We start from the raw sequence: 20,818 nt of genomic DNA, 5'->3' as shown, positions 1-20,818 counted from the left end.
TATTTAATGATTTCAAATTTTTTCTTAAGTTTAAAAATATCTTGTTCATTATTAAATATTATACTTATATAAACTCATTATCAGATATTATATTTTGTAATAAACTAATTAAGAATTCTAAGCAACAATATTTATACCAATCCTTTTCTTATCTTATTTTTTAATAATCCAAATATAAAAGAAACTGTTCCTATTATCCAAGCAACATATATGCCTAATTTAGCCCAAGTAATTGTATTTAGAAGTATACCTTTAAACCCAGTATAGAACCAGTATGGTGGAGCCCAGTATAAAAAGAATTGCTTATCCTTAGGTAATAATATTGCACCAATTATAATTAACGAAATAAGAAAGTTTATAATTTTCATATTTGTCATTCCTACCATCTGATTGCTACTAATAACTCCTATCAGGAACCCTGTAATTATGCCTATTAAAGAACTTGTAATAATCAATACAAATACCATCAAATTATTTATACTATTTAACCAACCTAAAATCCAAAGCATTATATATGCTTGAATTACTGGCAATATTATTCCTGTAATGCTTTTTCCTATAATAAATTCTATCTTTTTCATTGGTGTAACGTTTAAAGCCATTAATGTATTACTCTCTTTCTCTTCTATAATATTAAAACCTATAATAACTCCAGATACTAATATTGCCATTAGCAACAGAAATATCGTACCATAAGTAGCTAATGGAGAAGTTTTAGTACCAATATCACTTATAATATAGTTTAAATTACTCTTTCTGTTTACAAGTAGACTCCTAATTATCATTTTAGAAATCTCAACCGAATCATGAGTTTCATTTCCTTCAAGTATTAATTGATATCCACCGTCTTTCCCTAGTGTTATGCCAGTTATATCATCTATATTTTTTACTCTTTCCTTTATATCTTCAACAGAAGAGTAAACTTCAACTTTTCCGTATTTATCAAATACTTCTATTACTTCTTTTCCTACCCTTTCATCAATTGCAAATTGTAAAGATGCAGATTGAGCACTCGGTATAAAAAACTTAAAGCCAATAGTCAATAATATAGGTGCTATTAACATATATACTAAAATCGAATCCCTTAAGCTATTAGATATGTCTCTCTTAAATATAGATAAAATCCTTCTCATAACTAATTCCCCCCTTTATTCCTTAATTAAACTGCGTTTATACGCAAATACTGATAAGAAATAGGTTATAGCTCCTAAAAATACGTAATATAGCATAGTAGAATAAATAATTTGTGTGTTGCCTGTCGGGAAAATAGTTTCTCTTATCGCAAATAGTAATGGATATGTTGGTAATATTTTTATATATGTTGGAGCAAAACTTGGCATGAAATACGAAATGAAAGGTAAAGTTATAAACAACATTAATATAATTATCCATATCATTGCTTGAGATATATTCTTAAAAAAGCTTGCTAATATCAAACCTAGTGATGTTCCAAAAATACTTCCTAAAGTAACTAATATTATTAAATTTAAAAAGTCTACTTTAAATCCTACTACTAGAACTGTACTCATAATTGTTGATATTAATCCTAAAATAAGCATTAAGGTTATTTTTGAAGCGAGATATTCATATAAAGTACCTGGTGAAACAACATATGCTCTAATCGTTCCTTCTTCTTTTTCCATGAAGATAAGTGCTACTACTAAGAAAAATCCTAATAATACTGGTTCAGACAGTATAAATACAGGTAGCGCATTTTTATTTATAGGTATTTTTTCTATATTAGTTCCTTTTCTAAGTACTAAAGTTTCAATCTTTACATCTCCACTAATTTTTTTATTTATATTATCCTCTATTGCTAATATTAATGAATTGATTACTTCTTTGTTTTCATACCCCTGCATAATAAACTCTATTCCTGGTTTGCCTTCTATCTCTTTAACAATCATTCCAATACTATTTTTATTTTTCTTCATTTTAGCAATTACTTCTTCTCTTGACTTAACTGCATAAACAGAATCATGTTCATCTCCAGCTTGTGTCATCATGTCCTGTAGGACATTTTTGATATCTCCTTTGTATTCTATATGATAATAAACGGCAGGCTTTATTGAGATTTCGCTTGGTATAAGAAAATTTATTACACCTACATATATTAATGCTGTTACTATGACTATTAAGAAATAAAAGTTTCTAAATCCTGTAATTATATCCTTTTTTAAAAGACCTAAATATCTTTTAAACATCTACTTCAACCCCCTGCCTGTTACCTTTATAAATATCTCTTCCAATGTAGCTTCTTGTGAATGCATAGTTTCTATCTTCCCATCATTTATAAGTTTGTTTAATTTCTCCTTATCTTTATCATCTATCATTGATAGACTTTCTCTTCTTAACTCACCATTTTCTCTATATTCTACCTTGACAAGCTTTTCGCCATACTTAAGCTTTAAATTTCTAGGTGAATCAATGAGTACTATTTCCCCTTCATTTATGAATGCTACTCTATCACATAATTCATCTGCTATATGCATGTTATGAGTTGTCAAGAAAATTGTAACTCCTTCTTTCTTTTTCTTCTTGATTATTTCTTTTATCTCATTAGCTGTAGTAGGATCTAATCCTGATGTAGGCTCATCTAAAAACCACATCTTAGGCTTATTTATTAACGATCTTGCAAAAACTAATCTTTGCATCATACCTTTTGAATAATTACCAGCTCTCTTATCAGCTGCATCTTCTAGTCCAACCATTCTTAAAAGTTTCATAGTATCTTCTGTTTCTACACTGAACATTTTTCTGTAAAATTCCAAGTTCTCAAAACCTGTTAATTTTTTGTATACATTAGGCTGTTCAAAAGATACTCCTATAAGGTTAAATAATTTTTCTGTTGGTTTTCTAATGTCAATTCCTGCAATTGAGGCTTCGCCTTTTTGCATAGGAAGTATTCCTATAAGTATCTTCTGTGTAGTAGATTTACCAGCCCCATTTGGGCCAAGAAATCCGAATATTTCTCCCTTTTCAATCTCAAAGTTGATTCCTTTAACAGCGTAGTTTTCATCATTTGTGTAAGAAAAATATAAATCCTTTACTCTTAACATCTTAATTTTCCCCCTTTTTATTCTTAATTCCATATGCTATAACATATAGCATTTTGTCAACCAAATCCATAATCTCAGAATTATCATTAATTCTAACTTCTTTAACGAAATATTCTCCTATCGATATACTTATAGTAGTCAATATTTGTGCCACCAAATCTACATCTATAGATGGGTCAATATCACCTTTCTGAATACCTCTTAATAACATACCTTTAAAAATTTCTTTGCCCTTTGGTATGCTATCTCCAAATATCTCTTCTTTCAAACTTGCATCCGTATTTTTTACAAAATGATTTGCTATTTGTGCAAATTTAGGATTATCTTTCGAAAATTTAACACCAGCAATATACATTTGACGTATCATCTCAAAAAAATCAAGTTCCTTTTTGACTTTTAAAATTTGATTAATATATTTTTCTTTTTCTTCGCCAACTAATTCTAAAATGTATTTATATAAATCTTTTTTATCCTCAAAGTATTGATAAAAACTCCCCTTAGCTATTCCTGAATTTTCAACTATTCTGTTTATACTTGCCTTATCATATGGATATTTGGCAAACTCATCGATAGCAGCTTCGATTATTCTTTGTCTTTTATCTTCAGGTAGATTAAAGAAAGTTTTCTTTGGCAATAGTCTCACTCCTTATACAACTATGTTATGTTATGACTGCAAAGTCATATGACTTGTTAGTCATATTGTATTATAAATTTTTTCCAGTGTCAATAAAAAGAAAAAATGACCAGTCTGGTCATTTTTCGTTTTTGGAAAACTAAATACTGCTTTTCTCTGCTTGTTTTACTCCTAGTCTTTTATTCATATATCTCATAACCATCAATACTAACACGAACATTATTCCAGCTAATATTAAATGTGTAGTAAATATATCTGTCGAATCCTTTAATATACCCATGAATGGCAAAGTTACAGCTACGGCAATATTTGTTATTAAACTTTGAAAAGAAAGTATTGTAGCTCTTTTGTCTGACGGTATATGTTTGTTTAAATATTTAGTTGTAACTGGTCTGTAAAGTCCTCTAGCCATTTGCTGCAGCAATATCGCTAATACACCTACCCATACTCTTATAACTCCTAGTAAAGCAAATGATACTATTATAAGAAATGCCATAAATGATAAAGTTCTAGGTTTAGTTTTTTCCATTATTAAATGACACCTTTTAGAAGTTATTGCAGCCACAATGTTGAAAATAAAAAATATTATACCAAAGTACTCAACAGGTATTTTTACACTCTCCATATAGGGTTGAAAATACCAAAACCCAGCTCTATAAAATATAAAGAAAATCATTGAAAATAGCATTATTGCTTTAATTTTCTCATGTCTTGCAATATATATTCCACTCTCTTTAATCTGTTTCAAATAATTGCTTCCATATTTGCCCTTTTTCCCTTCTATTGAAGGCTCAATAAAATTCAAAGTAATAATCACAGTTATAAATATAAATCCAATAGAAATATAGAGCGGTAAAAAAATATTTACTTTGTACACAAATCCCGCAATAATAGAACCTACAGCTTGAGCATATAAAGCCAATGACCTTGCATAACCTTCTATACTTTGGAACTCTCTTTCTCTCCCTATCGATTTTAATGAATCATATATTAAAGCAGTATCTGCTCCAGATTTCAATGTAGCTCCTAAACTAAAGGTTATTTCAGCCAACATAAAAGTTAGAAACTTGGTTCCTAATATATATATCAGAAGACTAGTTGCCCATAATATTGCTCCTATGAGCATACTAACCTTTCTTCCAAATTTATCTGCAAAAGCTCCTGTAGGCACTTCAAATATAACTACTGAAATAGCTGCTACAGATTGCAACAACATAATTTCTGTAAAAGATAACCCTTTTGCAGTAAGGAATAATACTATTATAGGTCCTAATATTAAAAGGTCCGCAAATATAGAGTATATGTAGTATGTCTTTATGTTTCTTGTTATACCCATTCCCCCACCTCCATATAAATGTAAAGTTTAGAAAAATTTTGATTATTAAGTCAGTATGTTATCACAAAAATATGCTTTTGTAAATATTAAAATTTTTTCTGAACACATAAAAAAGCTACTGAATAAACAGTAGCTTTACATTGGTGGTTTTTCATTTAAGAAGAATACTGATAAAGTCCCAGGTCCTGAATGCGCCCCAATAGCACATCCAACTATATTTACAATAAATTCTTTACAACCAAATCTTTCTCTTATCATATCTTCAAGTTTTTTAGCTCCTTCTAAATCATCACCATGATTTATACCTATAACCTGATTAGATAAATCCACTCCTCTTTCTTCCATTATTTCAATCATTCTTTTTAATACTTTTTTTCTACCTCTAACCTTCTCAATAGGAACTAATTTTCCATCTTCTACATCCAAAATAGGTTTAATATTTAATAAACTACCTACAAATGCAGCTGTACGACTTACTCTACCGCCTCTATATAAATACTCCAAATCGTCTACAGTAAAAACATGTTCCATATGCTGTGAATAAAAGTTAATTGCGTTAATTATTTCTTCTTTTGACTTACCTTCCTTAGCCATTTGTGCAGCTTTATATACCACTAAACCAAAACCTACAGAAGCACATTTTGTGTCGATTACTTCTAAATCAAAATCTGGATATTCCTCTAACACTTCATTCTTTGCCATTAAAGCCGATTGATATGTACCTGATAAGCCAGATGAAAAAGCAACATAAATTACACTTTCATTTTTGTTTGCGTACTCTAAGAAAACTTCTTTGAAAGTAGCTGGAGGAATTTGTGCTGTCTTATAGACTTTACCATTTCTCATATTATTATATAAATCCACTGGGTTAAGTGTTTCGCCGTCTAAATATTCTATATTTTCTAAATAAACTAGTATAGGTATTACACGAATATTATATTCATCTATGATATTTTTAGGTAAATCACATGCACTATCAGTAATTATCCTAACCGTCATTAAATCACCCCTTCTATTTTTAGTTTTATTATATTATATAGTTTCCAAACTTTAAAGTAATTTCTTAATTGTTGTCTTTTATTCAATCTTATTTTAATACATTATCCTTAAAGTTTTGTATTTATTAGGATTTTCTGAAAAATAATTAGTTTGAATTTTTATACCTTATATAAGTTAGTGTTTTCTATTTTATAGTTTTATTACAATATTTTAACATTGATCGTGCTATGTTTCGACATATTTCTTATAGATTAGCTGTTAATATTTTATATGAAGTACATGTGCTTCATATTTATTTCTAATCTATTTAAACTGCTAAAATATTTGGGAAAAAATTGAAAGAATAAAGAAAGACTCTATTGGTATAATATCTATTTACACATATGAATAGAACAAAATCTTCGATTTAAATAAATTATAAGGAAGATTTTGCCTGTATCCATAAATGGAAATTATATTTTAAATTATCCATAATTCAATAAGGTTTTATAAATTCCTATGGATTATAAAAATAATCATAAATAATTTTGAGGATTTGGTTTGCAAGTGAACAAAAATTTTACTTATAATAGCAATCGTTATAATAAGTATTGGGGTTATATATACCTTTAATAATTTTTTGAAAAATCATTAAATTATAGTAAATTCGATTCTGTGTCAAACTATATTATAAAAGGATTAAAAAAAGAATATCCTCTATCATATATCGGAAAACCAACAATAACAGTTTACCCTGGAGATGATGAATTAAATAAACATTGAGTTGATACTGCTTTTAATGCTCTTAATGATAATACAGCTTTTCTAAAACAAAAATCAATTTATATACTAAATCAAGAAAAAAATATTGCAACAAAAGTTGTTGTTAGCTATAAACCTAATATAAGAAAAAAATATTATTTGACTGTTAATCGAATTTATTCTACCCCCATAGATTATAAAGAATTAAATGTAAAACTTTCTCCTACTTTCAGCAATTCTATTACTACAAACGGGTTATTTATTCAAGTTACTACAATTTGTATAAATCAAGCAAATATAAACAGAGAATTTGAAAAAAATATGATAAGAATGAATACCAACATAACCTCTAAAATTCAAGAATGTATATTAAAAATGGACAAATAAGCTATAAGATTTAGGCAGAAATTGCCCTCTTAAGAAAATTCTTAAGAGGGCAATACTGCTTATATATTACACTACGTTTTATTACAAAATTTTAATGATTATCATGACATGTTTCGACATGTTTTCTATGGTAAATATGTTAATTTTTGTATAAAGTGCATGTGCTTCACATTTATTTCAAACCGGTTTGATTTCAAAATATACATCAAATTTCAAAGGAGGTTTTACCTATGAGAAAAATATTAATATTTAGTTTAATAATCACATTATTATTCAGTATGACAACTGGTGTCTTTGCCATAGAAAAAAATAAAGAAGATATTTATAATACTCATAAGATACTATTAGTTACTGATAAAGGATTACAAGAAATCAGTATAGAAGAATATCTTCAAAAAACTGGCAAAGCATTTAATATTAAAAAAACTACGACTAATAAGATATTTTCATATTCAAATTTTATAATAAAACCTCAAAAAATAACCGATGACTACTATGTATATATAGAAAATAGTACAGGGTATAGAAGTAGACCTGATTTACGAGAAATTGTCAGCAATATTCAACATAATGCTACATCTAGTGAATCTCAATTTAAAATAAAATCTTCTACTACAGTAGGTTATGAATTTTCTGGTAACCTTAATTATGAAGAAAAACAGGCTGTAAAAATTGGTATGTCAATAAATTGGAACAGCTCTGAATCATATGAAGAAACTCATACTATTACATTAAAACCAGGAGAATATGGCTGGGCTGAATTTGAACCTATTATGGAATATACAACTGGAACAGTAAAACACTACAATTGGTTAGGTACTTTACTGGATTCAAAAACTACTACTCTTTATGTACCAGTAGAGAAAAATGGTAAAGCATGGGGATACATTCATTTGATTACATCTTATACAAAACCATTCTAAATTTATTTAATTAAGGGGTGAAATTTTGAAACACTTTGATATATTGGCAGCAATATACATTATAGCAGGTTTATTTTTATCCGCTTTCATATTAGTAGTATCAAAATTTTTAGCATTATACCGATTTTCGTTTATGGAAATCGAAACCTATACATTGTGGGACATGCTACCATCTATCATTTGGACAATACCTTTAATACTGCTAATGTTAGGATTTTACTATATATACAACGCAAGAAAAAACAATTCTAAGTAATATAAAAAAACCGCCCTCTTAAGAAAATTCTTAAGAGGGCAATACTGCTTATATATTACACTACTTTCTTATTATCCAAAAACTTAAACTGCGACATAAATAGGTTATAATAAATCCCCTTCATTTTCATAAGCTCATTATGATTGCCCATTTCTTTAATCTTACCATCATCAATAACAAATATACGATCTGCATTCTGTATTGTTGAGAGACGATGGGCTATAACAAAAGATGTTCTACCTTTTAAAAGTCTTTCTATCCCTTTTTGAACCAACCTTTCTGTATGAGTATCAATACTAGATGTTGCCTCATCTAAAATTAAAATTCTCGGATCTGCTAGTAAAGCACGTGCAAATGCTATTAGTTGTCTTTGTCCTACAGATAATCTTGTTCCTCTTTCATTTATATCTGTATCATATCCTTTTGGCAATTTCATAATAAAGTCGTGAGCATAAGCAGCTTTAGCTGCCTTAATTATTTCTTCATCAGTTGCATCAAGTTTACCATATCTTATATTTTCCTTTATTGTACCTGAAAATAGGAATGTATCCTGAAGCATAATACCCATTTGGCTTCTTAAGGTTTCTAACTTGACATCTGAAACATTGTATCCATCTATTAATACTTCTCCACTATCTACATCATAAAATCTTGCTATTAAGTTTACTATTGTTGTCTTACCAGCTCCAGTTGGACCTACCAATGCTATTGTTTCTCCAGCTTTAACACTAAAATTTATATTTTTCAAAACAACATCATTCTCGTCATAACTAAAATGAACATGTTTAAACACAACGTTTCCTTTTATTTTTGGCATAGTTTTAGCACCTTTTTTATCTTCTATATCAGGTTTTATATCCATTATTTCAAATATTCTCTCTGCTGCCGCCATATTTGTAATTAAGTTATTATAGAAATTGCTTAGATTCATTATAGGTCGCCAGAACATTGATATATAGCTTGTGAAAGCAACTAAAAGTCCTACACTAATTTCTCCAGTATTTAATAATTTTACTCCGTACCAAAATACTATTACTGAACCTATTCCCCATGAAAGCTCAACTGATGGCCAAAATAAATCGCTTGATCTTACTGCCTTAACAAATGCCATCCTGAGCTCTGTTAGTATCTCATTAAACCCTCTACTAGTCTTATCTTCAACAGCAAAACTCTGTATAACTCTAATACCAGAGAAATTTTCATGAATATACCCTTTCATATTGGAATTCTTTTTCCTAAATAACTGCCATCTCTTCCTACAAGTAACCTCTATCAAAAACATAGACACTAGTAAAAATGGTAGTGTTACAAGAGATACTAAAGCTAATTTTAAATTCATAGAAATCATTATTACTACAACTGCTATTAAAGTAACTAAATCTGGAATTAGATTTGTAACGCTACTTGTAAATAAATTGTTTAAAGAGTTTACATCTCCAATAATCCTAGCAATAATCTTTCCATTTGGACGACTATCAAAAAACTCAAATGATAGTTTCTGTATATGCTTATATAACTGATGCCTTATAGTAACTAATATATTATTGGTTATCCTAGCCATCTTCTTAATTCTCCATCTAGAACAAATCATAGAAACTATATTAATTAAAATCATTAATCTTCCCAATGAGAAAAGACCTGTTATATCTCTGTCTACTATAAATTTATCTATACCTAATCTAAGAAAATATGGATTAATAAGATTGACTCCAATAACAGCTCCCATTAAAATAAGCACTTGAAAAACTTGAAATTTATATGGCTTTAAATATGAATATAATCTTTTAATAATATCTATCTTTACAATTTCATTAAGTTTTTCATCTTGTCTTACTGTATTTTTAGCCATTATATCACCTCCTGTGTCTCTATATAGAGACCTTTTGTCTGCTCAAAATATGTGTCATAATATTTACCTTTTTTCTCTAAAAGCTCCTCATGCGTACCTCTTTCAATAATCTCACCGTTTTCCAATATAATTATTTCATCAGCGTTCTTTACTGCTGAAATCCTATGAGCTATTATAAATTTAGTCAATTTCTTTCTATTTTCTATAGCTCTTTCAATTTTGTATTCTGTTTCCGTATCTAAAGCTGAAGTTGCATCATCTAATATTAGAATTTTCGATTCTTTAGCCAATGCTCTTGCTATAGAGATTCTCTGCTTTTGTCCTCCAGATAACCCAACACCACGTTCACCAATTATCGTATTAAATCCATCTTTCATTTCCATAACAAACTCATATACTTGTGCATCTCTTGCTGCCCTCACTATATCTACATTTTCTATATCTTTTATTCCAAATTTTATATTTTCTTCAATGGTATCTGAAAATAAGAATACATCTTGCATTACTACTGATATTTGATCTCTTAAAAAGTTAAGATCAATATTCTTAATATCTATACCATCTAATAATATTCTTCCTTCAGTACAATCATAGAATCTTGGTATTAAATTAACTAATGAACTTTTTCCTGCACCTGTAGTACCCATTATCGCAATTGTACTACCTGGTTTTGCCTCAAGATTTATATTCTTTAGAACTTTTACTCCATCATATTCTAAAGACACATTTTCAAATTTAATATATCCCTCAATAGATTTTGGTACTATAGGATTTTCAACGTTTTTAATAGCAGGCTTCTCATTAAATATTTTGTCAATCTTTTTCAAAGAAGCGTTGCATTGTCCAAGTATATTAGTAAGCCATCCTAACATTCTCATAGGCCAAATAAGCATAAATACATAAAAATTAGCTGCCACTAATGTTCCTATTGAAATATCTTCTTTGATTACTAGAATCCCTCCAACTGTTATTATTAAAACACTTGTCGCATTTGATAAAAACTCTATAATAGGATGATATTTAGCCCAGATATCAGCTCGTTTTACATTCAATTTATAATTTTCTCTATTTTGACTTAAAAACTTTTCAATCTCATATTTTTCTCTAGCAAATGCCCTAACCAATCTTACTCCTGCTACATTCTCTTGAGCTGTTGTATTTAATAAAGCACCTTGGTCACTTATCTTTTCATATACTTCATCTATCTGTTTTTCTAGTGTTACAGCAAGATATGCTATTAATGGCATTGTAGCAAGGCTTAACAAAGCTATTTTCCAGCTTAATGTAAATAACATCACTGTAGCCACTATAAAGTAAATAATTTGTTCAACAAATAGCATAATACCAAAGCCTAAAGCCTGCCATACATTATCTACATCTTCGGAAAGTCTTGCTAAAATTTCACCTGTATTCATACCGTCAAAATATGAAAATGATAAAGTTTGTATATGATCAAATAAATCTTTTCTAAGTGCTTTAACTATTTTACTACTAGTAGTATCAAACAGATACTCCTTAATATATCCCAAAACAGCTCTTGATAAGGTTATTCCAACAAGAGCTAAAAGTAATTTCGCTAAAATTTCAGTCTTGCCCCCAACTATAACATCATCAATTATAGCTTTAGTTAATCGTGGATTAAACATATCAAGTGCCATAGCTATTATCATTGAAAGCATAGCTACTAAATAATACCCTTTGTATTTGCTTATATACTTCCATATTCTTTTCAAATCAATTCCCCCTTTTGCTCAGATAGCCCCAAAAAAGAATAATAAGCCATAGGAAGACCCATGGCTAAACTATTGTGGTATACAAAAAGGCCATAGGGAAAATACCCTATAGCCTAATTTCCACTCTAAGCATAGATATTTATTAGCTCAGACCACCACAAATAGGTAAGGTAGGGCTATCTTCCTTATTCATAATGATAGTGCTATTATTTTGTAACTCTCTGCCATAAATCACTATTTTCTTAATCATAAGTCCTACCTCCCTTTCATAATTATTTGGTTACTTTTTTATAGTAAACCATTTTGTTCCATAAGTCAATATTTGTAATTAAACTGTAATATTAACTATATACTACCTATTTCATATTCAACTATAATAAGTCCTTTTCTATCCTTTCTTAGCATTGCACAAAAACGAGCATATTTCCCATCTACTCTCTTAACCACTGGAGTTAAATAACATTCTGTTATATTACCTTTTTTATAAAAATCTCTATAAGGCTCATAGATTTCAAACAAATTCAATCCTATACTATTTTTCTCTGTTGCACTAACTATTACTCCATTTTGGTCAGTAATCTGGAAATTATCTATATGTAGCTCATCTGCTATTCTTATACAATCTTCTACTGTTAGATCATCTCTAATAATTTTACTTAAAATCTTTATTTGATTCCTTAATATTTTATCGGTAGTATCATCTGCTACATATTTATAAAGTTCTTTTGCCATTACATCAAGATTATTTACAGATTTTGATAAGTCTAAAACGCTGTCTTCTAACAACTTCATAGCATTAAAAGATTCATTCGTACAAGCAACTGTAGCGTTTGTTCTTTGTGAGATAGAATCTATATTTTCTATTATATATGAAATATTTTCCTTAAGCTCACTCAATATATTGAAAGAAGCATTCACCTTTTCTTCTGTAACGTGTGAATTTAGTTTTATCTCATCAAATACTTTCTTAGAATCTTCTGCTTTTTCAAGTGCCTCTTTAGTAACTCTTCTATTCTCTTCTGTTGTTGCTATAGCACTATTGATACTACCAGATATCTCCATCACAATATTTTCTATCTCTTTAAGCGATTTTGTAGTATCTTCAGACAGACCTCTAATTTCTTCAGCAACAACTGCAAAGCCTCTCCCTGCTTCTCCTGCCCTAGCACTTTCAATAGCCGCATTTAATGCCAATAAATTTGTTCTTTTAGCTATATCATTAATAGAATTTACTATTTCTATTATTAATTTTGACTTATCTCCAAGCTCTTTTATTATGCTAAATAAATTTTCTACAGTACTTTGTACTTCATAAAATTTAGCAAAAGTTTCCTGTATTGTAATTTCTCCTTTTTCTGACACATCTCTAGACTTTATAGAAGAATTATTAGCTGCATTTACTATATGTTCAATCTCTTCTATATAGTTTTCTATATCATCCAGTTTGCTTATTGAATTACCAATATTCTCTGCATACTCATTATTATATTCGACTACTTTTTCTATAGCATTTGATATCTCATGTACTTTTTCATCATTAATATCCATAAATTCTCTCAATTTCTTAGTTAATTCTGAAGTCTTAATTGAAACAGCAATTATTTTTTCAAACATATCTCTATAATTTAAACTCAAATTATTTATAGCTTTTATAGTTCTACCGACTTCATCATCACCAAATACTGGTATTCTTAATTTATAATTACCTTCTGTTATTTGGTTCAAATAATTTACAATATCCTTATGGCAAGATATAAGCGAAGTATCTACCACTATATATACTGGTAATAGTAATGTAATAAAATTAACAACTGATATTATAAATACATTAGAAATTTTAAGTAAAAATATTAGTGCAAAATTAGCTAAAAGACCTAATAGCATAGTAAATGCCAAAGTAATTCTAGCTGATTTCTTAGATATTAATTTGAAAAGTATTTTCTTAAAAACATTAATATCACTCATTTGTCCACCTTCCTCTTCTGTTGTTTATTAATAAAAATTATTAATAAAAAATTGACAGCAGTTAATATTAATTCGACGACTGTTTATAGAAATCCTCTAATTGACACAAAAATAAGTAGCAAGACAATATATCGTTATCTTGCTACTTTATGTGAATTAGTACTATATTATAACTCTAGATAATCATATGCATAAACACACTACATTTTTATTAATTAGAATGTGCCAATGAGTAAATTATTGATTTTCTAGTTTCTATTTGTTTTTTGAATAATTGCCTGAAAATATTATCTCTTACTGAATCTGATATATTAATAAAGTTAAAATCGTAATAATTTTTAATACCTACATGATATGATCTGCTTATTTTACCAGTAACCACTACATTACAGTCTTCTTCAAATTGAATGACTACTTTCAATATTTTATCCATTCCTTCTTTATCTATTTTTAAATCATTAATATAGAATGACATAAAGTTTCCACCGACTCTAGTTATATTTATTTTGTAAACTTTCTTCTTATTGTCTATTAAAAATCCCTCTAAATCCCATAGCATACTAAACGAATCTCCAATATGCTTTGCTTCAATTTCTGAAATATAAAGCTCATTTTTATAATATTTATCAATTTTTATATCATATTCACTCACATTCTGGTTTTTTTCTAAATATAATCTAATGTCTGTAATCTTTGATTTTTCTATATCCCTATTAAAGTCAAATGTTTCAGTCATAAATACATATTTATCTTCGTTTTTAACTAATGTTCCTTCAATAAAGTATTCTTTTCCTGATGTTGTAATTAACAATGTTCCCCATATAATAGGTTCCGATAATATTTCCTCATTTATAGCTTTAGATTTCATCAATATTTTAATCATAATCTCTGCAATATTAGGGTCAAATTGTTTACCTTTATTTCTGATAAGCTCATTTATAACAGTATTTATCGATTTAGCTTTTTTATATGTTCTGTTTGACATCATGGCATCTACTGTATCTGCAACACTTATTATCCTGCTTTCCAAAGGTATTTCTTCTCCCTTTAATCCATCTGGATATCCTTTACCGTCATATCTTTCATGATGATGCTTTGCAAAAATCGCTATCTTGTCAAAATTTTCTGTGAATTGTAGCATGTTTTTTATAATACTATAACTGTACACAGAATGTTTCTTCACTTTTTTATATTCCTCATCAGTTAATTTTGTTGGTTTATTTAATATGTCTGCACTTATATAAATTTTACCCAAATCATGTAACACCGCCGATAAATATAATGTTTCTAATCGTTTTTCATCAAATCCTAATTCTTTTCCTATAGCTAATGACCATTGTGCCACATTGTATGGATGAGTTATCATATAAGGTTCTCTTTCCCTTATTATTTGAGACATCATATATATTACATTTAGCATTCTTTTTTTCCTAGATATTTTGATATATTCTAATTGATATAGATTTTGTATAATTGATAATTCTCTAGATATATCTTTATCTAAAAATGTACTACCATCAACTACTTTAGTTTTATCGGTACATCCTAAATATAAACAACCTGTTACTTCTCTATTCTTTCCGTTTCCAGAAAATAGCGGTATATAAATTTCATTTTCCATTTCTTCAATTAAAGGTAAGTACTCAGCTTTATCATCTTTATTTTTACTTAAAAATATAATTTGCTTAGTCTTTATTAATAAACCGAAAACGCAATTTGAAAAATGCTTTATTAAACGCTTAGAATTCTTATAACTTACATTGTAATCTATACCTTCTCTAATAAAAATTCTTTGAAATGTAGCATATGTATTACTTTCATCAAATGTAATCAATTTTGCTACATCGTAACCTAATAGATTAGCAATTCTCCTAATCCCTCCATGCAAATATTCTTCTGTCGAGAGCTGATTATCAAATTTAATCAAGCTTATCATCTAATCAACTCCTCTCTTTTAATAAAAAATAAAACACCTACCGATAAAGGTAACCCTGGTAGGTATATTCTATAAATTTGCAACCTGGCAACCATAGTAAATGCTACCTTAGGCCCATAGCTTTGCGCCCCTACCTTTCGATAGGTTTGCCTTTATCTATATAACAAGCTCTCTCTTTTTTCTCTTCTTTTTATTAGAATTTATATATTTTTTACCCATTTTTATAACTTATAAACATATTTTATCTGTGCCTAAAATTCTCTTAACTCTGGTATAAAGAACATCCATATCCCTAGTAATGAAACTATAATTCCAGAAAATATAAATATAGTTGAAGAAGCTAATTTATCTGAAATATATCCAAGTACAGCTAATCCTAATGGTACTATCCCTTGAGTTAATGTATTCAATATTCCAAAAAATCTACCTCTAAATTCATCAGGCACTATTTTTTGAAATGTTGTATTAATAGGGACATTAACCAAAGCGCTAACAACACCTAGTACTAAAATTAAAAATAAAAATATTACATAAACTCCAAAAGATGAAATCAATGAAAACTTAAAAAATATCAATGGAATACCGAACAGTATTATAATCAAACCATCTGCTATAATACCATTTATCATGAACATATAATATTTTTCTCTAGATGGCAATATTGATAACATAAACATCCCTATTATTGCTCCAATTGGAAATGCAGAACTTAAAATACCATTTTCCTTAGCTGTTAGATTTAATGTGAACTTTATTGTTTTAGGAAATACTATTTGAAAAATTGGATTAAATAGAAAATTAATTACTAATGCAAAGCCTAATAGTACAACTATAGCTTTCTGTCTCTTTAAAAATACTACTCCTTCTTTGAAATCTTTCCAAAAGCTCCATTCATTTTTATTAGTATTATCTATATCTCTTTTAATAGGTGGAATATTTATAAATGTTTCAGATATTCCAGATATAATAAATGAAATTCCATTTAAAATAAATATTCCTAAGATACCTATCCAATAGTATAGAAATCCCGATATAGCTACTCCTACAATCCAAGATAACTGTAAACTCATACCATCTAATGAATTAGCCCTATTTAAATCTTTTTCTTCAACTATATTAGGAATTGTTGCACTTACTGCCGGATTAAAAAAAGTTGCAAAAAAAGCACTTATTGCTGTTATTCCAAATAAGATCCATAGTTTTAACATATCAAAATAAGATAATAAAGCTAATAATAAAATAAGACCTCCACGGATAAAATCTGTTCCTACTATAATTTTTTTCCTATCTATTTTATCAACAAACACACCTGAAATAGGTCCAAAAATTATAGAAGGTATCAATGAACACATTCCAAATATACCCATAAAAACCCCTGCACTTTTCTCACCAACTAGACTCATAATATACCAAGCAACAGCTGCATTATGCAGAGAATTTCCAACATTAGAAACTATTTTACCAATTATAAGCAGCATAAAATCCCTATTTCTAAGTATATTAGGTTTGTTTCTTAGCACTCTTTCCATATTACCCCCCCCAAGTTTTAAATCTTTATTTATTATTTTGAATTGTATTTTGTTTATTTTTTAATATTTTATATTATATGTTTGAATATGTCAATATATATATTAATATTTTTAATTTTACATTTTACATTTTCAATTTTACATTTCTTTTTCCAGTACCTTATACCAAATACCTAGTACCTAAAAATTTGTAATATATTTGATTATCTTTAAATAAATTATAATATGAATATTTACCACAACTTATACATGGTATTTTAAGGGGTGATTATGTGACTAAAATATTTTTTATTAGAAAAAAAATGCTATACACAATAATTACTGTAATAATTGTATTAATAGCATTATTTTTAATCCTTCCAAAATTAATTTAACTACTAACAACAAATGAGTCAGGGCATTGCCCTGACTCATTTGTTTTAATCTTCGTCTTTATCCTTTTCTTCATCTTTATCTTTGTCTTCTTCCTTATCCTTATCTTGTTCTTTTTTATCATGCTTATATTTGTTTTCATATCTATGCTTAGATTTATTTTTTTCTTCTAATTTATCATCTGTATCTTTATTTTCATCATCTTGATCTTTCGCATTATCATCAACCATTAAATTCCCTTCTTTTTCTCTTCTTCTTTCTTTAAGCTTCTCTTGAGTTTTCTTTTCAAAATATTTATTTTGATCTTTTTCTATATATTCTTTTATTTTATCTTTTTCAATTTCTTTTTCCTCTTCCTCTTTTTTTATTTCATCCTTTCTATCTTTCTCAACCTCTTTTCTTTCTATCTTATCTTCCTTCTTTTCTTTTTTGTCTTTTCTAATTTTCATATATAATTTGTCTTTAATAAATCTCATTCTTTCTTTTTTCTCTATTTTAAGTTCTTCTGTTTTTCTCATTTCTTTCTCAGCTTTTTTCTCTAATTTTTTTCTTTCTTCTTCATCTTTTTCTTTTTCCTTTTTAGCTTCTTTAATAATCTTCATTATTTCTTTTACTGGCTTTTTAGCAACTTCTTCAAATTTAATATCTTTATTTAAATCAATTGCTTCTTTAATTAACATTAATTTTCCTGGAGATACTTTATCTTCACTTGCCTTTTTATATACCTTTGTATCTCCCTCTATAAGAACCACTTGAGTATTTTTAACCTTTTGCTTAATATGACTATCTACTGACTTATATATTTTTTTATCATCAACTTTATCTTTCTTCTCTGTTATAGTAATAAGTATTACGTTCTCCTCTTCAGGCTTAACATAAGCTTCTTCTACTGCTGTGTCAATAACCTCATTAATTACATTTTCTATTGGTTTGTTTCTGTAATCTTTTATTTTTGATATCAATATATTGCCGTCTTCATTTAACCCTTTCAAATCTATAACTCTGTTATATAAGTTATAAGCTATCTCTACACTTGGATTAATGTCCACATTTATATATCCATAAGGAGTATAATATCCATAAACTCCATATCCTGTTGTTAATAACAAAATAAATGCAGCTGCTACAGAAACAAATCTTCTTATTATTTGTCTTCTTAGTTTTTTATTAGTATCTATCATTATTTCCTGTCCTATATCTAAAGTTCTATTACCCCTGTTTACTTCTAAAAAACTCCCATCTTTAGCTAATACAATAACCTTATCTTTATGAATTTCCATAACTATACCTTTCACTTTATCACCTCCAGTCTATATACTCCCTTATGTATTGATAATCTCCAATAAGAACTATAACCATTGCTATTATATACTTTCTACCTCTTTCTAATTTTTTTCGGTGTATCGGCATAATTTTCTGTATTTCTTTTATTGGTAATCTTCTAGTAGATAACAAATTTTGTAATACTGTTTTATCCTCCACTATCTTTTTAGCAATCTCTTTATATAAATTTCTGACCTTCTCTTGTTTTGGAGACTCTTTAACTAAATCATAAAAATCTATACCCCAGTCATTTAATTCTTTTTTATATTCTTGTATCTCAATTTTTCTTATCTCGTTTTCTTCTCTATCTCGAAAAATTGTAATAGATTTCTCTAAACTATAATTTATATTGCTATTCTCTTCATTGTTTTCAATTTCATTAAACAATATTATTTTTTTATCCTTTTCTCTCTTCCTATAATAATCTATTATTCTAAGGCCAATTACCATTTTGGCAAAGCTTAAAAATTTACCTTTACTTCTATCATAAGATTCTATAGCTTCTTTAAATGCCATCATACCAATAGTTAGTTCATCATCATATCCATATTTTAAAAATTTACCCGTCTTTTTTTGAATTGTACTAGCTATAAATGGTTTATATTCCTTAATTAAGTTATTTAATTCTTCAGCATCCTCTTTAGCTTTTTCTACTCTATCTTCTAGTGATTTTCTAAACAGCATTTTGTCACCTCACTTATTTAAAAAATTAGATGTGACCATAATAAATATATATTCGATAAACTAATTTACATTTTTAAGGAATTAGAACAATTAAACAATTATATAGAACAAATCTTCGATTTAAATAATTCAAGGTAGATTTTGCCTATATCCATAAACGGAAATTATATTCATAATTACCCATGGTTTAACAAGGAATATAATTTCCTATGTATTATAAAATTAATTTTTTTGCAAAAAATATATTTAAACTATCTTCAATGGAGGTATGAAAATGAAAAGAACATTTGTTATACTGTTAATTTTATCACTTTTTTTAGCATCCTGCACTGCTCCAAGTAAAAAACCTGCACAAATACAAGGCAAAACTTCTTCAATATTTGATACTGCAAATGTTGAAAATATTAAAATAACTGTTAATGATTGTAATGTAAGATCTGGTAAGGGAACAAATTTCCCAGTAGTAGGAAAGCTTAACAAAGGAGATGTAGTAGATGTTATAGGTAAATTCGGAAATTGGTATGTAGTAAAACTTCCTAATAATAAGGTTGGCTGTATAGCCTCAGATAATGCTAAACCTGTTGTTGTAGAAAATGAAGAGAAACAAGTTAAGGAAGTTTATAGACTTACAGATGAAGAACAAAGAATGGTAACATTAATAAACAATGAAAGAATTAAAAGAAATCTAAAACCTTTACAAGTTGACAAAGAACTTACTAGAGTAGCTAGAATTAAATCTCAGGACATGGAGAAAAATGATTATTTCAGCCATTATTCTCCTACTTACGGTAGTCCATTTGATATGATGAAGAATTTTGGGATTAAATTTTTAGCAGCAGGTGAAAATATTGCAGCAAATCGTTCAATAGAGAATGCTCATAATTCTTTAATGAATTCTAAAGGTCATAGGGACAACATTTTAAATCCTAATTTCACTCATATAGGTGTTGGAATTGAAAAAAGCAGCAAATATGGAAATCTAATTACTGAAATGTTTATAAGTAAACCTAAGTAAAAGCGACTGCGTCGCTAGGTACTAGGTACTGGGTACTTGGTACTGGATAAAGAAATTTAAAATTGAGAATGTAAAAT

At 28.0% G+C, this 20,818-nt stretch carries 15 protein-coding genes and 1 riboswitch; of the genes, 2 read left to right on the top strand and 13 right to left on the bottom strand.

Annotated features, from left to right (window positions below; all coding sequences use genetic code 11):
- Nucleotides 1-131 precede the first annotated feature (131 nt).
- From BFN48_RS05225 to BFN48_RS05200, 6 genes are all read right to left on the bottom strand, one after another.
- Nucleotides 132-1,133, bottom strand: coding sequence for an ABC transporter permease (locus tag BFN48_RS05225; protein ID WP_069649850.1), 1,002 nt, complete (start codon nucleotides 1,131-1,133; stop codon nucleotides 132-134).
- A 15-nt stretch (nucleotides 1,134-1,148) separates the two neighbouring features.
- On the bottom strand, nucleotides 1,149-2,204 hold the full coding sequence (locus tag BFN48_RS05220; protein WP_069649849.1) for an ABC transporter permease: 1,056 nt from the start codon (nucleotides 2,202-2,204) through the stop codon (nucleotides 1,149-1,151).
- Nucleotides 2,205-3,059: an ABC transporter ATP-binding protein gene (locus BFN48_RS05215; RefSeq protein ID WP_069649848.1), complete on the bottom strand. Its 855-nt coding sequence runs from the start codon at nucleotides 3,057-3,059 to the stop codon at nucleotides 2,205-2,207.
- 1 nt (nucleotide 3,060) lies between these two features.
- Nucleotides 3,061-3,693: a TetR/AcrR family transcriptional regulator gene (locus BFN48_RS05210; protein WP_069649847.1), complete on the bottom strand. Its 633-nt coding sequence runs from the start codon at nucleotides 3,691-3,693 to the stop codon at nucleotides 3,061-3,063.
- A 139-nt stretch (nucleotides 3,694-3,832) separates the two neighbouring features.
- On the bottom strand, nucleotides 3,833-5,029 hold the full coding sequence (locus tag BFN48_RS05205; RefSeq protein ID WP_069649846.1) for an MFS transporter: 1,197 nt from the start codon (nucleotides 5,027-5,029) through the stop codon (nucleotides 3,833-3,835).
- Between the two features lie 135 nt (nucleotides 5,030-5,164).
- Complete coding sequence (locus BFN48_RS05200; RefSeq protein ID WP_069649845.1) at nucleotides 5,165-6,028, bottom strand: DegV family protein; 864 nt, start codon at nucleotides 6,026-6,028, stop codon at nucleotides 5,165-5,167.
- A 1,358-nt stretch (nucleotides 6,029-7,386) separates the two neighbouring features.
- Between BFN48_RS05200 and BFN48_RS05195 the strand changes: the two genes are divergently transcribed.
- Nucleotides 7,387-8,079 carry a hypothetical protein gene (locus BFN48_RS05195; RefSeq protein ID WP_069649844.1) on the top strand — a complete coding sequence of 231 codons (693 nt, stop codon included), beginning with the start codon at nucleotides 7,387-7,389 and terminating at the stop codon, nucleotides 8,077-8,079.
- Nucleotides 8,080-8,390: 311 nt separating this feature from the next.
- On the opposite strand, the gene BFN48_RS05190 is transcribed toward BFN48_RS05195, so the two are convergent.
- The 7 genes from BFN48_RS05190 to sigI all read right to left on the bottom strand — a co-directional run bounded on the left by BFN48_RS05190 (nucleotide 8,391) and on the right by sigI (nucleotide 19,726).
- Nucleotides 8,391-10,184, bottom strand: coding sequence for an ABC transporter ATP-binding protein (locus tag BFN48_RS05190; protein WP_069649843.1), 1,794 nt, complete (start codon nucleotides 10,182-10,184; stop codon nucleotides 8,391-8,393).
- Entirely contained in the window at nucleotides 10,184-11,917 is a 1,734-nt protein-coding gene (locus BFN48_RS05185; RefSeq protein WP_069649842.1) for an ABC transporter ATP-binding protein, read from the bottom strand. The genes BFN48_RS05190 and BFN48_RS05185 overlap by 1 nt, the downstream gene beginning before the upstream one ends.
- 345 nt (nucleotides 11,918-12,262) lie before the next feature.
- A complete protein-coding gene (locus BFN48_RS05180) occupies nucleotides 12,263-13,882 on the bottom strand; it encodes a methyl-accepting chemotaxis protein (RefSeq protein ID WP_069649841.1) in 1,620 nt (539 codons plus the stop codon).
- A 211-nt stretch (nucleotides 13,883-14,093) separates the two neighbouring features.
- Nucleotides 14,094-15,818 carry an HD-GYP domain-containing protein gene (locus BFN48_RS05175; protein ID WP_069649840.1) on the bottom strand — a complete coding sequence of 575 codons (1,725 nt, stop codon included), beginning with the start codon at nucleotides 15,816-15,818 and terminating at the stop codon, nucleotides 14,094-14,096.
- Nucleotides 15,819-15,893: 75 nt separating this feature from the next.
- Nucleotides 15,894-15,979: riboswitch (cyclic di-GMP riboswitch) on the bottom strand.
- Nucleotides 15,980-16,069: 90 nt separating this feature from the next.
- Nucleotides 16,070-17,347 carry an MFS transporter gene (locus BFN48_RS05170; RefSeq protein ID WP_069649839.1) on the bottom strand — a complete coding sequence of 426 codons (1,278 nt, stop codon included), beginning with the start codon at nucleotides 17,345-17,347 and terminating at the stop codon, nucleotides 16,070-16,072.
- A 419-nt stretch (nucleotides 17,348-17,766) separates the two neighbouring features.
- On the bottom strand, nucleotides 17,767-19,014 hold the full coding sequence (locus BFN48_RS05165; protein WP_069649838.1) for an anti-sigma factor domain-containing protein: 1,248 nt from the start codon (nucleotides 19,012-19,014) through the stop codon (nucleotides 17,767-17,769).
- Nucleotides 19,015-19,018: 4 nt separating this feature from the next.
- Entirely contained in the window at nucleotides 19,019-19,726 is a 708-nt protein-coding gene (gene sigI, locus BFN48_RS05160; RefSeq protein WP_069649837.1) for an RNA polymerase sigma-I factor, read from the bottom strand.
- Nucleotides 19,727-20,000: 274 nt separating this feature from the next.
- On the opposite strand from sigI, the gene BFN48_RS05155 reads away from it, so the two are divergent.
- Entirely contained in the window at nucleotides 20,001-20,741 is a 741-nt protein-coding gene (locus tag BFN48_RS05155) for a CAP domain-containing protein (protein WP_083238814.1), read from the top strand.
- Nucleotides 20,742-20,818 lie beyond the last annotated feature (77 nt).

It is taken from the genome of Caloranaerobacter ferrireducens (assembly GCF_001730685.1).
Classification (GTDB): domain Bacteria; phylum Bacillota; class Clostridia; order Tissierellales; family Thermohalobacteraceae; genus Caloranaerobacter; species Caloranaerobacter ferrireducens.
The sequence above is the reverse complement of the archived record's forward strand: the minus strand, read 5'-3'. Positions and strand labels throughout refer to the sequence as shown.